Here is a 16,585-nt window from a genome sequence, read left to right on the forward strand (position 1 = left end):
TGGCCCGGCCTGCGCGCCTGGCCTGCGTGCCGCAGCTCGAGCCGGACGATCGCCCTTCGCGCCACCGGCTGGGCTGAACGTGTCCGCCGACCGGCAAATCTGCCTCTGCGCGCACCGCGTCCACCCCGTCCCGGTAGCGGATTTCCGCTGGTAAAGGCCCGAAAGCGGGACCGTCGAGCCCCGAAAGCGGGAGTCGGCCCGGCGCCCGCCCGGCCCGCTAGCGTTGCTGCAGTGGTGGTCTGACCAGGGGGGTTGCCCACCGCGTGAGCCATGGGGGGTGGCGAACGTGAGCGAGTTCGAGGTGGAGCCGAACGGGCGCAGACGCGGGGGGCCGCGGCGGGTGCCGGTGCTCCTGGCGGTTGCGCTGGCCGCCGGGGTTGCTCTGTCGGTGCCGTGGGGCCCGGCGGCCGGGCCGGTGAGCCGGCTCGCCGAGGCGCCCGGCACGGCTGCCGCGATGAACGCGGCGCACCGGCAGGGGACCCGGGTGGAAGCAGCCGACCAGCGCACCGGCACCCGGACGGTGTTCGCCAACCCCGATGGCACGATGACGGCGGAGCTGTCCGCGGGCCCGGTCCGGGTCCGGCGCGGCGATCATTGGGTGGACATCGACACCGCGCTCGTCCGGACAAGCGACGGTGCGGTCCGGCCGCGGGCCGCCGAGGGGGATCTCGTGCTGTCCGGCGGCGGCAGCGTGGCGCCACTGGCCGAGCTCGCCCGGGACGGCAAGCGGCTGGCCGTGCGCTGGCCGGGCGCGCTGCCGGCACCGGAGATCGCCGGGGACACCGCCACCTACCGCGAGGTGCTGCCGGGCGTCGACCTGGTGATGGCGGCCGAGCGTGACGGCTACCGCGAACGGCTGGTGGTCAAGAACGCCGCCGCCGCGAAGAACCCCGCCCTGGCGGCCGTGCCCTTCCGGCTGGAGACCACGGGAGTGCGGGTCTCGACCGACGCCCGCGGCGTGCTGCACGCGACCGACGACCACGGCAAGGACGTGTTCACCGCGCCGCCGGCGGCGATGTGGGACGCGCGCGGCGAGGACCACGCGACGGCCGTCGGGGTCGACGTCTCGGCACAGACCCTCACCCTGCGCCCGGACCTGAAGTTCCTGGCCGATCCGGCGACGGTGTTCCCGGTGTCTGTCGACCCCGACCTCCACACCTTCGAGTGGGCGACCTGGAACACCGTGCTTTCCGGCAAGCCCGGCACCGCGTACCCGCGCACCAGCGGCGACGGCACCTGGGCCCAGGTGGGGGCGTGTTACACGCCCAGCGGCACGTGCAACAAGATCGGCACGGCGCGCGCGTACTTCCAGTACGACACCGGTTTCCTCGCCGGGAAGCGGATCCTCGGCGCGACGATGAACTCGACCGTGGTGCACAGCCCGAACTGCAGCGATCAGACGCACCAGCTGTTCATGGCGTTCGGCACGATCGACGACGGCACGACCTGGGACAACGCGCCGCAGGGCTGGCTCGTCAGCACCGCCACCGCACCCGGCGTGTGGGACGCGTGTCCCGGCTACCGGGGCATCGGGTTCCCCGCCACCGGAGGCGTCAACACCCTCGGCATTTCGACGTACTTCTTCAAAGCGGCCGACGAAACCGAACAGCTCGCGTGGCGCAAGTACAGCCAGTGGGACACCAAGCTGAGCGTCACGTACAACACCCGGCCGAACGCCCCGAACGTGGTGGCGACCGATCCGCCGCTGCCCGCGCCCTGCCGGTGGTGCGGCGGGAAGCCCTACGTCGGCGACGACTCGATCCGGCTCCAGGCCCAGCTCACCGACCCGGACGACGACGCCGTCAAGCCGTTGTGGCACATCAAGACCGACGGTGCGGTCGAAGACCGGTGGGGCGGTCTGCAGGGATCGGGTGCCTACCACAGCACCGACGTCGACCTGAAGAGCCGTAACGGGAAGACGGTCGGCTGGTCCGTCGAGGCGTGGGACACGAACTACGCGGGCGAAAACCTCGACGCCGGTGATCCGGGGCAGGGACCCGGTCCGTTCGTCGTGGACACCGACGGCATCACCGTACCGCCGACGGTGTCCGGCGTGCTCTACCCGGCCGACAACCGCTGGCACGGTGGGGCCGGCGTGCCAGGCACGTTCACCTTCGGTGCCAATACCGTCAAGGACGTCGACCACTACCTCTACGGCTGGAACGACCCGCCCTCGACGCAGGTCGACGCGGACGCGCTCGGCGGCGGCGCGACCGTCTCCGTCGCTCCCGACGGCGACGGCCCGCGCGACCTGTACGTGCAGAGCGTGGACCGGGCCGGGCACCGCAGTCCCAGTACCGCCTTCCACATCTACGTCCGGCCGGGCAACGGCCCGCTCGCCCAGTGGTCCTTCGAGGGGAACACCAAGGACGACGCCAACCTCGGCTGGCGGGACGGCACGCCGGTCGGCGGCCCGGGCTACACGCCGGGCGCTATCGGCTCGGCCCTCCAGCTCGATGGAACCCAGCAGGTCACCGCCCCGAGCGCGGTCGACGAGCGCGGCAGTTTCTCCGTCGCCGCTTGGGCGAAGATCGACCGCACCGACAGCGGTACGCACGCGGTCCTGCGCCAGAACGGCACCGCAACCTGCTCGTTCTGCCTGCAGTACGAGGGCGGCAACGGCGGCAGGTGGGTGTTCGTCATGCCGCAGACCGACTCGGCGAGCCCGCCAAGCTACAACTTCGTGCGCTCCACCGCGCCCGCCGTCGCCGGCGCGTGGACGCACCTCGCCGCGTCCTACGACGCCGCGGGGCACAAGGTCCGCCTCTACGTCAACGGGGTGCTCGACGGGACCGGCGACGCCCCGTCGTCGTGGCGGGGCAGCGACCTGCTCCACATCGGCTACGGCTTCCCGGGCGCGATCGACGAGGTCCGCGCCTACGACCGGCGCGTCTCCGATGCCGAGGTCGCGGCGATGGTCTCCGGTGACAACGTCCAGCTGGGACAGTGGCACCTCGACGAGAAGGCCGACGTCACGGCGGCGAACGCGGTGCCCGGCGGGCAGCCGGCGAAGCTGGCCAACGGCGCGGCGTTCGCCGCCGGCGGGGCCATCGGCGGGGCCGCCGCGTTCGACGGCCAGGACGACTACGCCGCGACCGCCGGACCGGTCGTGACCACCGACCAGAGCTTCACGGTGGCGACCTGGGTGAACGCGGACATTTCGAACCCGGTGGCGAATGGCTTCTACTCGGCGCTTTCCCAGGACGGGAACGTCAACAGCGGGTTCCTCCTCGGGTACCGTCCGGACGGATCCGGCGGCGGGAAGTGGGAGATCTACCTGCCGTCGGCGGACGCCGTGACCCGCCCGGTGGACGAAGGTGTGCGGTCCGACGTGCCTGCGGTGCAGAAGAAGTGGACGCACCTGGCCGCAGTCTACGACGCCCCGGCGAAGCAGATCCGCCTCTACGTCGACGGCCGGCTCGCCGGCACCGCGGCCCGGCAGGCCGGGTTCGCGGCCGGCGGTCCGCTGATCTTCGGGCGCGGCAAGCTGAACGGCTCCCTCGGCCACTACTGGCCGGGAATGCTCGACGACGTCCGCGCCTACGGCCGGGTGCTGGCCGGCGGCGAGATCCAGGCGATGGTGGCCCGCGACGACGTCGCCCAGCTGGCCTGGAAGTTCGACGGCGACGGCACGGACGACGGTGCCGTGCTCCCGGCCGGCCCGACCTGGACGGCAGGCCAGGCGAACTCGCCCGACCAGGCCGATCTGGCGATCCGGCTCGACGGCACCCGCGACTACGTCCGCAGGGCGAAGCCGGTGACCGACACGAGCCAGAGCTTCAGCGTGTCGACCTGGGTGAAGCTCGACTCGCCGCCCGACGACTGGGCGGCGGCGGTGAGCCAGAACGGCGGGCACACGGCCGCGTTCAACCTCGGCTACACCGGGAAAGCCGACAACCACTGGGCGTTCGCGATGCACGGGCCGGATTCCGACGACCCGGCCGCGGTCCGGTTGCGTTCCACCGAGGCCGCACAGCTCGGGGTGTGGACGCACCTGGCGGCCGTGTTCGACCGGCCGAGCGGCACGATGTCGCTGTACGTCAACGGATTGCTCTCGGCCACGGCGCCGTACACCGGCCAGGCGTGGAACGCCACTGGCGAGTTCGACGTCGGCCGCGCGAAGTGGGGGAGTGCCTGGATCAACTACTGGCCGGGCGCGGTCGACGACGTCAAGCTCTACGGCCGCGCGCTGTTCGCGAGTGAGATCCGCACGCAGTCCGGGCGGGACCTGAGCCTGGTCCACGACTGGCGGTTCGACGAATCGAGCGGCAGCACGGCCTTCGACGCCGTCGGCGCGCGCGGTGCCTCGTACACCGGCGGCGTGTCGCTGGTACCCGGACGGGTCGGCAACGCCGTGCACGTCGACGGTACCGGCGCACTGACCACCCCCGCCGTCGACCTGCGCACCGACCAGAGTTTCACGGTGTCGGCGTGGGTGAAATTGGACAAGCGCGACTGCGACTCCGGCGCGGGTTCCGAGTGCAAGCGCGTCGCCCTCAGCGTCGACGGGAGTGTGACCAGCAAGTTCCGGCTCGGCTACGTGATCGACCGTGGCGACAACGTCAACGGTGTCTGGACCTTCGAGATGCCCGAGGCCGACGACGACACCGCGACGGTCACCAAAGCGGCGGTGTCGACGATCTCCGCCGACGAAGGCCACTGGGTGCACCTGCTCGGCGTCTACGACCAGCAGGCCAAGCAGATCTGGCTGTACGTCAACGGAACCCGCGTGGGCCAGGGCACCGTGAACAAGCAGTGGAACGCCGTCGGCGGCGCCGCGATCGGCCGCGGCAAGGCGCACGGCGTCACCGGGACGCAGAACTGGATCGGCGACCTCGACGACGTCCGGATGTACGCCGGCGCGCTCGACAAGGACCGGATCTCCGCACTGTTCGCCTCCTACCCGCCGGTGAGCAACGTCCCGGCCGCCCTGCCGGCCCCGGACGCCGGGTACTGGAAGTTCGACGACAACGCCGCCACCACCGCGGCCGACGCGTCGGGCCAGGGCCACCCGGCCACGCTCAAGGGCGGCGCCACCTGGATCGGCGGGCGCAACGGACCGTCGTCCTGGCTGAACGGCACCACGGCGTACGCCGAAACCGCCGCACCGGCCATCGACACGACGAAGAGCTTCTCGGTGGCGGCTTGGGTGGCCATGAGCCAGGAGAAGAACGGCGACCGCGCGATCGTCGCCCAGGACGGCAACCGGGCCAGCGCGTTCGTGGTGCAGTACAACGCCGCGGCGGGCCGGTGGGCGGTCCAGGTGCCCGCGGCCGACCAGGACAACGCCCCGGTCACGACGATGCTCTCGACCGCTTCCGCGAACGCGAACCAGTGGGTGCACCTCGCGCTGACCTACGACGCCGGGCTGCACCAGCTGCGGTTGTACCGCAACGGCGTGCTGCAGGCGGCCCAGGTCGGCGTCGTCGTCCCGGCGAGCAGTGGGCCGATGTCCTTCGGCCGGGCGAAATGGAACGGCGCGAACACGCAGTTCTTCCCGGGCGCGGTCGACGACGTCCGCGTGTTCGCCCGTGCGCTCACCGGCGGCGAGGTGGGCAAGATCCACGACGACGTGTACACCGTGGCCGGCGGCCGGTGGACGTTCGACGACGGCACCGGCAAGGACACCAGCGCGTGGGGCAACGACGTCACGCTCGGCGGCGGCGCGCAGTTCGCGCCCGGGGTCACCGCGACCGGCCTGAAGCTGGACGGCAAGGACGGTGCGGCGGTCGGCCGGCAGGCCGCCACCGACCTGACCGACAGCTTCACGGTGTCGGCGTGGGCGAAGCTGGCCCGGACCGACCGCGTGGCCACCGTGCTCGGCCAGGACGGCGACCGGATGAGCGGTTACGTCCTGCAGTACCGGCCCGAGCTCAAGCGGTGGATCTTCGGTGCGGCGCAGTCGGACACCGATGCCGCCCCGCTCGCCTACGCGTACTCCGCGCAGGAGGCGGCGCCGGACGTGTGGACGCACCTCACCGGCGTCTACGACCTCGGACGGCGCGAACTGCGGATCTACGTCGACGGCCGGCTGGCCGGTGCGAAACCGGACGTCACGCTGTGGCGCGCGATCGGGGCGCTGACGATCGGCCGGGCCAAGGAGAACGGCAAGCCGTCCGGCTTCTTCACCGGGACGATCGACGACCCGACGTCGTTCTACGGCGCGGAGACCGACGCGGACGTCCTGCAGCGGGCGAGCTACCCGGCCCCGCAGGCCGGCCAGCTGGGCCGGTACACCGCGCTCGACGGCGACCAGGCGACCGCGAGCACGAGCGGGGCGGCCCCGGCGGGCTACCACTTCGAAGGCCCGCTCGGCCTCCCGGCCACCGGCACCGACAACACGCGCTCGCTGTACGCGTGCAAACAGGGGACAGACGCGTTCACCTCGACGGCCGCGGACTGCGAGGGCAAATCCGTCGTCGGAGAGCTCGGCAAGGTCTACACCCGGCAGCCGTCGAACCTGCCCACGAGCCCGGTCTACCGGTGCAACGGGGGCGGCAATCGCTTCGACTCGAACGACCCGGCGTGCGAGGGGGCCGGCACGAGCGAAGGCCTCCTCGGCTACACGCTCGCGTATGGCCGGCTGGCCCGGCTCTACTCCGACGTCGCCCGCGACCACCTCACCACGGACCGCGGCGCCCCGCCCGGCTTCCGGACCGAAGGCGCGCAGGGCGTGGTCCCGCTCGTGGACCAGCCGGGCACCCAGCCGCTGGTGAGCTGCTACGCCGGCGCCGACCAGTTCCTGTCCACCGACAGCGCCTGCGAGGGCAAGACGGTGGAGCGCGGCATCGGCCGGATCTTCACCGCGCCGCCGGCCGACGGCGGCTCGCCGCTCTACCGGTGCAAGGCCGGCGGCGAGTACTTCGAAGATCTGTCGGCCGGCTGTGCCGGCTTCACCGTGGACCGCCTGCTCGGCTACGTCCTGACCGGACCGCCCGGCACCGCACCGGTGTTCCCGCCGTCCGCCTGACCTTCCCGTCGCTCTTGGAGGAATCCCATGCGGCCGAACCGGTCCGCCCTGCGCGCCCTGCGTGGCGTCGCGGTGGCCACCACCCTCAGCCTTGCCCTGACCGGCGTCAGCTCCCCGTGGACGATCGCCGCCGCCGCGGCGATCGGGCCGTCGATCCCGCTGCCCGACGTCCCGTCGACCCCGGTCGCCCAGCAGACCATGACCACCCGGGCCCCCGACGAGGCGAGCACCCGTGCCCTGCGCGGCGACCAGTCGGCGAGCACGACGCCCGACGGGGAGAGCAACTCCGCCGCGTCGCCGCTCTCGCCGTCGGCGACCTGGTCGGTCTCCGCGCAGTCGGGGACGTTCACGTGGTCGTACCCGCTGCGCGTGCCCCCGGCTCCCGGCGGCCTCGACCCGCAGCTCGCGCTCGGCTATTCCTCGTCCGAAGTGGACGGACGGACGAGTGCGACCAACAACCAGGCCTCCTGGGCGGGCGACGGCTGGAGCATCGCGCCCGGGTTCGTCGAACGCGCCTACGGCAGCTGCGCCGCGGACACCGAAGGCGGCACGACCCCGCCCAAGACCGGGGACCTGTGCTGGCACAGTGACAACGCCACCGCGTCCTACGGCTCGGCCGGCGGGCAGCTGATCCGGGACGACGCGACCGGTGCGTGGCACCCGAAGGACGACGACGGGTCCCGCGTCGAACGGCTCACCGGTGCCGGCAACGGCGACAACGACGGAGAATACTGGAAGATCACCAAGGTCGACGGCACGCAGTACTTCTTCGGCTCCAGCGGCGACGCGAAGTCGGCGTGGACGGTGCCGGTGTACGGCGACGACGCGGGGGAGCCGTGCCACGCGGCGACGTTCGAGGCCTCGCACTGCGTCCAGACCTGGCGCTGGAACCTGGACAAGGTGGTCGACCGCAACGGCAACGAGATCCGCTACACCTACACCACCGAGACCAATTCCTACGGCATGGACCTCAAGGACGCCGCCGTGCCCTACGTCCGCGGGGGTGCGCTGGCCCGCGTCGAGTACGGCCTGCGCGACGGCGATCCCGCCCCGCCGACCGGGCGCGTGCTGTTCACCACGGCGGACCGGTGCGTGCCAGGCAGCGACTGCACCTCGGCGAAGCCCGCGAACTGGCCGGACGTGCCCTGGGACGACAACTGCGCGGCGGCGACGTGCAAAGACCACTACGTGCCGACGTTCTGGACCACCCAGCGGCTCGCGAAGATCACCACGCAGGTGCGGCGCGGCACGGACTTCGCCGACGTCGACTCCTGGACGCTGGATCACCAGTTCCCCGACCCCGGCGACGGTGGGAAGCCGGCCCTGTGGCTGAAGGGCATCACCCACACCGGCCTCGTCGGCGGCTCGGCGAGCCTGCCGCCGGTGACCTTCGAAGGCACCAAGCTGGCCAACCGGGTGACCAAGGTGGACGGCGTGGGGCCGCTGATCCGCTACCGCCTCACCGGGATCGTCTCGGAGACCGGCGGCGTGACGTCGATCCACTACGCCCCGCCGGACTGCACCGGCACCGCGGCCCCCGAGACCAACACCCAGCGCTGCTTCCAGACCAAGTGGACCAAAAAGGACTGGGCGGAGCGCACCGACTGGTTCCACAAGTACGTCGTGGACAGCGTCACGACCTCCGACCGGATCAGCGCCAACCCCGAGCAAGTGGTCCGCTACGAGTACCTCGACGGCGCCGCCTGGCACTTCGACCAGTCGGAGTTCGTCAAGGACGACAAGAAGACCTGGGACGAGTTCCGCGGCTACGGCCGGGTGCGGGTGCACACCGGCAAGGCCGACGACCCGAGCGGACCGGTCACCATGACCGAGCAGCGGTTCTACCGTGGCATGGACGGCGACCACCTGCCCGCCGGCACCCGCTCGGCCGCGGTCACGGACTCCGAGGGCGTCAGCCGCGCGGACTCCGACTGGCTGTCCGGATTCCCGTTCGAACAGCAGACCCACGACGGTGAAGGCGACACGATCGTCACGAAGTCGATCAGCGCCCCGGTCTGGCAGGGCCCGACCGCCACGCGAGGCGTGTTCAAGGCCTACCTAGTGGGCACCGGGTCGACCACCGGTTACACGGCGCTGCGGGCCGGCGGACGGCGGACCACGAAGACCGAAACCGCCTACGACGACAAGGGCCTGCCCGTCCAGGTGAACGACCTCGGCGACATGGCCACGCCGTCGGACGACCTCTGCAGCCGCACCACCTACGCGCGCAACACCGGCGCCTGGCTGCTGAACCTGCCCTCGCGGGTGGAGACGGTGTCCGTCCACTGCGGAGCGACGCCGGTGTTCCCGGACAATGCCGTTTCGGACGATCTGAGCACCTTCGACGACCACGGCAACGTCGTGGAGCAGGAGGTCCTCGACCAGCACCCCGGCGCGGATCCGGTCCGGGTGACGAAGGCGATCGCGACCTACGACACCTATGGCCGGCTGTTGAGCGCGACCAACGCGCTGGGGAACACCGCCAAGACCGAGTACACCGGCAGTCCGGTCACCACGACGAAGGTCACCAACGCACTCGGCCAGGCGACCACGACCGCGCTCGAACCCGCTTGGGGCACGCCGGTCAGATCCGCCGACACCAACGACCGCATCACCGAAACCGCGTACGACGCGCTCGGCCGGACGACCGAGACCTGGTTGCCGAACCGGCCGCGCGAGAGCAACGCCGGGAACGGCAAGTACACCTACCTCATCCGCAACGACGGGCCGAGCGCGGTCACCACGTCGGCCGTCGGCCCGAACGGCAACTACAGCGACTCGGTCACGCTGTACGACGGGCTCGCGCGGGTGCGGCAGGTGCAGAAGCCCACGCAGGACGGGCGGCTGCTCGTCGACACCCGGTACGACTCGCAGGGCCGCGAGGTCAAGACGACCCAGCCGTACTACAACGGCGGCGCCGTGAACACGAACCTGTGGGTCGCCTCCGACACCGAGGTTCCGGGGCTGACCGTCACCCAGTACGACGGAGCCGGCCGGGTGACGGCGTCGATCTCGAAGGCGAGCGGGGTGGAAAAGTGGCGGACGACCACGGCTTACGGCGGTGACCGGGTCGACGTGACCCCGCCCGCGGGCGGGACCCCGACGACGACCGTCGCCGACGCGCGCGGCCGCCGGACCGAGCTGTGGCAGTACCACGGCGGCACCCCGGACGGCGAGCACGACACCACCCGCTACGGCTACTCGGCCGCCGGGAAGCTGACCGCGCTGACCGACCCGGCCGGCAACACCTGGCGCTGGACGTTCGACCTGCAGGGCAGGCTGGTCAAGGCCGACGACGTGGACAAGGGCACCTCGACCAGGACCTACGACGCAGCCGACCGGCTCGCGTCGGTCACCGACGCCCGCAACGTCACCCTGGCCTACGCCTACGACGCGCTCGGCCGCAAGACCGAGACCCACACGGGCACCGCGAGCGGGCCGCTGCTGGAGAAGTACACCTACGACAGTGCCATGTTCGGCAAGGGCAGGCCGGCGGCGGCGACCCGGTACGTCGGCGGGAACGCCTACACGACGGAGGTGGGCGCGTACTCGCCGCTTTACCAGCCGCTGCAGGCGACGGTCACGATCCCGCAGTCGGAGGGACTGCTCGCCGGCAGCTACCCCACCTATCGCGGCTACAACCCGGACGGCAGCCTGAAGGGCGACAGCTACGCCGCGGCCGCCGGCGTCCCGGCGGAGTCGGTGCTGCACGTCTACGACGACTTCGGCCGGCCGACCCAGTCGTCCGGCGGGTACGACGGCACGACCGACGACTTCGTGACGGACACGAACTACACGCGTTACGGCGAGCCACAGCGGCTGCAGCTCGGCGACCCGGGCAAGCGCGTCTGGCTGTCGAACTACTACGACACGAACACCCGCCGGCTGAGCCGTTCCATAGTGGACGCCGAGGTCCCGGCCCCGATGCAGGACGACGTGAACTACACGTACGACCCGGCGGGCAACATCACGTCGGTGGTGGACGCACCGCAGGGCAAGCCGGCGGACGTCCAGTGCTTCGGCTACGACTACCTGCGCCGGCTGACGGAGGCGTGGACACCGTCGGGTGGCTGTGGCGCGGCGAAGAGCGCGAGCGGCCTGGGCGGCCCGGCGCCGTACTGGCAGTCGTTCACCTACGACAAGGTGGGCAACCGGCTCTCGGCGGTCCAGCACACAACGTCCGGCGACACGACCCGGACGTCGACCTACCCGGCGGCGGGCCACCTGCTGCAGTCGGTGAAGTCCGGGACGCAGACAGCGGCGTACGGCTACGACGCGGACGGCAACACGATCACCCGCCCGGGCGCGACGGCCGCGCAGCAGCTGGAGTGGGACGCCGAAGGTCATCTGACGAAGGTGATGGAAGGGGCGTCGGCGACGGAGTTCCTGTACGACGCGCTCGGCACGCGCCTCCTGCGCCGCGACCCGGCCGGGACGACGTTGTACCTGGGCAACGAGGAACTGCGGGTGGACAAGGCGACGGCGAAGCTGAGTCTGACCCGCTACTACACCCACGGCGGTTCGGTGGTGGCGACCCGGACGGCGAAGGGCATCACGTGGGTGACGGGGGACCACCAGGGGACGCCGCAGACGGCGGTGGACAGCGTGACGCTGCAGGTGACGAATCGTCGTCAGACACCGTTCGGTGCGCAGCGGGGGACGTCGGTGTCGATGCCGGGGGACCGGGGGTTCGTGGGGGGAACGGACGACGTTGCGGCGGGTCTCACGGGCATCGGGGCCCGCGAGTACGACGCCGCCACGGGCCGGTTCCTGTCGGTGGACCCGGTGCTCGACGTGACCGATCCCCAGCAGGCGAATGGTTATGCGTATGCGAACAACACGCCGGTGACGAATTCCGACCCGACGGGGTTGATGAACTGCGGCCCGGACAACGTCGGCTGCGGCGGGATCAAGGGCGACCCGAAGCCGACCCCCGAGCAGAAGCGCAACTGGTGGCAGTCGGTGTACAACGCACCCCCACCGTCGGCCCCGAAGCCGCGCAACCGGTCGAACTGCCCGGACGGCGATCTGCAGCACTGCCACTCCGTGCAGGGCAGCGTGTCCGGGGATCAGGTCCAGGAGCGCAACGCCAAGGTGCTGAAGGGGTTGGAAGACAAACTGCGGCCCGTCGCCGAGAAGTTGCACCTCGACTACGACAAGCTGATCGGTGCCAAGTTGCGGAGTATCGGTGACCTGCTCGACAAGCTGGCGATCAGGTCTGGGTCGTTCTGCCTCGAAGGAACTGTCGGCTTGATTGTCGCCTGGGGATTCGATGCATGCGTGAACTTCGATGGGAACGGTTTCACCTTCAGCGGTTCGACCAAACACGGTATCATCTACGGGGCGGAAGCCAGCCTGGACCTTGCTGTCCGGGTGAACACCGCATCCGCCGACAGCATCTGGACCGTCAAGACCGACACGACCGATATCGGAGCCGATACGACGTTTGGAATTTTCAACGCCGGCGTCTCGACAACCATCGCCTGGCCACCAGGCGTACCCGGCGGAACAAACTCGTACGAATTCAAGATCGGACTCGGAACGGGGTTTGATTTTGGTGCCCAGTGGAGGACGGAATCGTTCGTGCAAACCGGGTACTGGTGATGGTTTCCTGAGGCGTTGAGCCCGAGCGCCTGCGCAATGAACAGCCCGCCGGGCTTTCTCCGTCCGGCCGCGGTCCGGCCGGAGGGGGGCTAACGCAATGTGGCTGCGCGTGCCAGCAGCTCGGTGGTCGCCTCCCACAGGCGCTGCTCGCGGTTGCGGTCGTGGGCGACCGGCCGCGCTTCGACCTGCTTGGTCTTGATCACGAACGCGCCGTCCCGCAGGTGTGCCCACCGGTCGTCCAGAGCCAGCGCGGCCAGCAGTGGCCCCGAGCCCTGTGGCGTCGACACGCCCGGGATGCGGCCCAGGGCGCGGCTGATCGCCTGGAGCCCCGCCGGGGCGCCGCGGCCGAGCGCCGTTCCCGGCATCCAGCCCGGTTCGAACACCGCCACGCCGATCCCGGCGGCGGCCCGGCGTTGCAGTTCGTGGGCGTAGTACAGGATCGCCAGCTTGGCGTTGGAGTACGCGACACCGGACGCGGTCATGCCCGGCGCTTCCTCACCGGCCGCCGGGCGGGCCAGCGAGACGGGGTCGGCCCACTCGGCCGGAGGCACGTGCAGCAGCTTGCGCCAGAAGTTGGCGTGGTAGGTGTTCGAGCCGACCAGCACGACCCGCGCCGGGGCGGTGAAGGAATCGAGCAGGTCTCCGATCAGCTGGGCGTGCGCCAGGTAGTTGACGGCGAACGTCAGCTCGTAGCCGTCCGGCGAGGCCTGCCGGGTGTCGGCCGACATGGTGCCGGCGTTGGCGACCAGCGCTCGCAGCGGCCGGACGACGCCGTCGGCGAGGAGGCCGCGTGCGGTGGCCGCGGCCGCACGGACGTCGGCCAGCTTCGCCAAGTCGCAGCCGATCTCGTGGACGTGCGCGCCGAGGGCGCGGGCCTCGTCGGCGATCGCGGTCAGGTCGCGGCCGGCGCGGCCGACGAGCAGCAGGTCGGGTCGCCGCTCCTCGGGGCGGCCGGCCATGGCCAGCACGGCGTGGCGGCCCAGGTTGCGCGTCGGGCCGGTGATGAGGACGGTTCCGGGTTCGGTCATGGCCCCAGCCTGCGGGAACCACCGGACGGCAGGCAGTCGTCCGGTTTTCGTAGGACTGCCAGGGCCAGGACAACCCCGGCGAGCCCAGGCAGACTGGCCGGTATGGAAGCGTGGGAGTTCGGCCGGACGGTTCGCCGCTGGCGCGACCGGGCCGCACCCGAGTCCGTCGGCGTGCCGGTGGGCCGCCGGCGCCGGGCCGAGGGGTTGCGCCGCGAAGAACTGGCGACGCTCGCCGGCATCTCGGCCGACTACCTGACCCGCCTCGAGCAAGGCCGCGCGACCGCCCCGTCGGCTCAAGTGGTGGAGTCGCTGGCGCGCGCTCTGCGCCTGTCCGACACCGAACGAGATCTGCTCTACCAGCTGGCCGGGCACGCCGCACCCGGCCGGGACGTCGTGTCGTCGCGAGTGCCGCCGAGCGTGCAACGCCTGCTCGACCGGCTCTCGCACACCCCGGTGGTCGTCTACGACGCCACCTGGACCCTCGTGCTGGCCAACGCCCCCTACGACGCGCTCATGGGCGACACGACCTCTTGGCGCGGCCTGGAGCGCAACGCCGTCTGGCGCAACGTCACCCGCCTGCCCGCGAGGGTCGTGCACACCGAGCAGGAGCAAGCCGAACACGAGGCGCGGCTCGTCGCCGACCTGCGCCTGACGGCCTCCCGCTACCCGGCCGATCGTGCGCTAAGGCGCCTGATCGCCGACCTGACCTCCGGCAGCCCGCGCTTCGCCGAGCTCTGGGACGCCGAGGCCCCGCCACCCCCGGCTGCCCCGTCCCGGCGCAAGACCATCGACCACCCGGCGGTCGGCCCGATCACCCTGGACTGCGACACGCTGCTCGTCGCCCTCGACGATCTGCGCATCACCGTTTACACCGCCGAGCCCGGCACCGAGGACGCCGACCGCCTGGACCTCGCCGTCGTCCTGGGTACCCAGTCGCTGCAGGCTTGAGCATCACCCTCAGACCTCCGCGTTCGCCGAATACCGGGCCACCGGGCCCAGGGTCAGCAGTCCGCTGGCGGCGCCGGCGTCCTCCGCGCGGGCGTCGCGCAAGACCGTCGCGGCCCGCGCGGCGACTCCGCGTTCGCCGAGGTGCGTCGCGGCGTGGGCGGTCAGGCACCACATCGCCTCCTGCAGGTGGTCGTGCGGTGGTTCCGGCGCGGCCACGAGCGCGGCGCGGGCTTCCTCCGCCCGGCCGTGGGCGAGCAGCACGTGGGGACGTGCCCAGGGCAGGTACGGACCCCAGTCGAGGTGCTGGTCGGTGGGTGCGGCGCGGTCGTGCAGGAGACGCAGACCCAGCAGGGCGAGCGGGAACAGGCCGCGGTGCAGTCCCGGCATCCCGGCCGTCCGGAGGGCTTCCTCGGCGGCGCGGTACTGCGCCGCCGCGGCGGCAGCCGTCGGTCCGCCGGGTTCGGTGCTGCGCGCGGCGGTCACCCGGGCCCGGAACCAGGCGGTGAGGACCGCCACGAGGGGAGCCTCCGTGGTGGCGGCGAGTTCTTCGGCTGCGGTGGCGTGCGCGGCCGCGGTGTCGAGGTCGCCGCGGGCCGAGGCGGATTGCAGCCGGACGAGCCGACCGAGAACGGCGAAGTTCGGCAGGTCGTTGGCGGTCGCCAGGTCCAGGATTTCGGCGCCGATCTCGTCTCGATCGGCCGCGAGCCCGGGGCGGGTGAAGGACTGCAGGAACACGCCGTTGAGCGCGAACGCCAGCAGGGCGGGATCGGCCAGCTCCCGGGCCAAAGCCTCGGCCTGGCGTGCTGCCTGCCGGGCGCGGCTCAGCTCGTCCGCGGCCAGGTCGGCGCTGCGGCTCTCGACGGCGATCGTGGCCAGGAGGCGCGCTCTCAGGTCGGCGGGGCCGTCCGGGCCGAGCGCGGTGAGCGTGCGTTCGGCGACCGCGACGACGGCCCGGGACTGCTCGGGGTCGTCGGCGCGGCTCCAGATGGCGGGCACGTCGTAGGCGCCGATGATCCGGGCGGTCAGGTGGCGGTCTCCGGTGCGTTCGGCCGCCTGGATCGCGGTGAGGCGGTCGCGCCGGGAGTGGACGAGGGCGTCGCCGCCGGCGAGCGCGAGTGTGCGGGCCAGGTCCACCGTGGTGCGCGGGCCGAGCCGGACCCCCGGGCCGGTCCACGCGGCCGGTGTGCCGGTGGCGGGTCCGGTGAGGATGTCGGCCTCCAGGCGTTGCAGGTCGGCTGCGGGGTCGAGCCCGAGCTGGTCGACGAGCATCCGGCGGGCGCGGCGGAGGGTGGCGAGGGCGTCGGCCTGGCGGCCCGCGCGGTGCAGGGCCCGGGCCAGTAGCCCCCAGGCCGGCTCGCGCCACGGGTGTTCGGCGACGTGCGCGCCGAGTTCGGCGACGAGATCGGCGCCTTCCCCCGCGTCGAGGAGGATGCCGGCGCGCAGTTCCAGCGCCGCCAGCCGCAGCTCCTCCAGCCGGGTGCGCTCACGCTGCGCCCACGGCGAATCGGGCACGTCGGCGTAGGCGGGTCCGCGCCAGGCGGCGAGCGCCACGCCGAGGTCGCTGACCGCGGCGGGGGACCGGCGGGTGCGGGCGAGGGTGTCCTCGAACCGGAGGACGTCCACGTTCTCGCGGGGCAGGCGCAGCGCGTAACCGGGACCTTCGGTGACGATCACCCGCGGGGGAGTGCGGGGTGGCCGCTCGGGTTCGAGCGCGCGGCGCAGGGCGGCGACGAACGTCCGCAGCGCCCCGACCGCGCGGGCCGGCGGCTCGGGCCACAGGTCGCCGACGAGAGTGCCGGTGGTGACCATCCGCCCCTCGGCGGCCACGAGCCGGGCGAGCACTTCGCGGTGCCGGGGTCCGCCGAGGTCGACCGGAGTGCCGTCGTCGCGCAGCGCTCGCACGGCGCCGAGCACGTCGATTCGCATGCGTCCATCATCGGTGCCCGTGACCGGGGGCGCCCGGGCGCACTGATCGGTTGCTGATCGCCGTCGCCCACGCTGGCCGAGTCACGTTCCCGACCCGGAAGACGACTCT

Annotated in this window: 5 protein-coding genes; 3 read left to right on the plus strand and 2 right to left on the minus strand. The window is 72.0% G+C overall.

Features of this window, described 5'->3' with window-relative positions:
- The first annotated feature begins 286 nt into the window (after positions 1 to 286).
- Positions 287 to 6,970 carry a LamG domain-containing protein gene (locus ISP_RS20140; protein ID WP_230468861.1) on the plus strand — a complete coding sequence of 2,228 codons (6,684 nt, stop codon included), beginning with the start codon at positions 287 to 289 and terminating at the stop codon, positions 6,968 to 6,970.
- A gap of 27 nt (positions 6,971 to 6,997) precedes the next feature.
- Positions 6,998 to 12,574 (plus strand): RHS repeat-associated core domain-containing protein, encoded by a 5,577-nt coding sequence (locus ISP_RS20145; protein ID WP_013225652.1) that lies wholly within the window; start codon positions 6,998 to 7,000, stop codon positions 12,572 to 12,574.
- Between the two features lie 89 nt (positions 12,575 to 12,663).
- Here the strand turns inward: ISP_RS20145 and ISP_RS20150 are convergent, their stop codons facing one another.
- Positions 12,664 to 13,602 (minus strand): SDR family NAD(P)-dependent oxidoreductase, encoded by a 939-nt coding sequence (locus ISP_RS20150; RefSeq protein ID WP_013225653.1) that lies wholly within the window; start codon positions 13,600 to 13,602, stop codon positions 12,664 to 12,666.
- A gap of 102 nt (positions 13,603 to 13,704) precedes the next feature.
- Between ISP_RS20150 and ISP_RS20155 the strand changes: the two genes are divergently transcribed.
- The gene (locus ISP_RS20155; protein ID WP_080728768.1) at positions 13,705 to 14,550 is read left to right on the plus strand and encodes a helix-turn-helix transcriptional regulator; all 846 of its coding nucleotides are present in this window, start codon (positions 13,705 to 13,707) and stop codon (positions 14,548 to 14,550) included.
- 9 nt (positions 14,551 to 14,559) lie between these two features.
- On the opposite strand, the gene ISP_RS20160 is transcribed toward ISP_RS20155, so the two are convergent.
- The gene (locus ISP_RS20160) at positions 14,560 to 16,476 is read right to left on the minus strand and encodes an AfsR/SARP family transcriptional regulator (protein ID WP_013225657.1); all 1,917 of its coding nucleotides are present in this window, start codon (positions 16,474 to 16,476) and stop codon (positions 14,560 to 14,562) included.
- Between the last annotated feature and the right edge of the window lie 109 nt (positions 16,477 to 16,585).

It is taken from the genome of Amycolatopsis mediterranei (assembly GCF_026017845.1).
GTDB lineage: Bacteria > Actinomycetota > Actinomycetes > Mycobacteriales > Pseudonocardiaceae > Amycolatopsis > Amycolatopsis mediterranei.

Bases quoted from the DNA above. Each gene is read 5' to 3' on its own strand.
- ISP_RS20145 (WP_013225652.1), top strand. From the start codon at position 6,998: ATGCGGCCGAACCGGTCCGCCCTGCGCGCCCTGCGTGGCGTCGCGGTG.
- ISP_RS20160 (WP_013225657.1), bottom strand. From the start codon at position 16,476: ATGCGAATCGACGTGCTCGGCGCCGTGCGAGCGCTGCGCGACGACGGC.
- ISP_RS20150 (WP_013225653.1), bottom strand. From the start codon at position 13,602: ATGACCGAACCCGGAACCGTCCTCATCACCGGCCCGACGCGCAACCTG.
- ISP_RS20155 (WP_080728768.1), top strand. From the start codon at position 13,705: ATGGAAGCGTGGGAGTTCGGCCGGACGGTTCGCCGCTGGCGCGACCGG.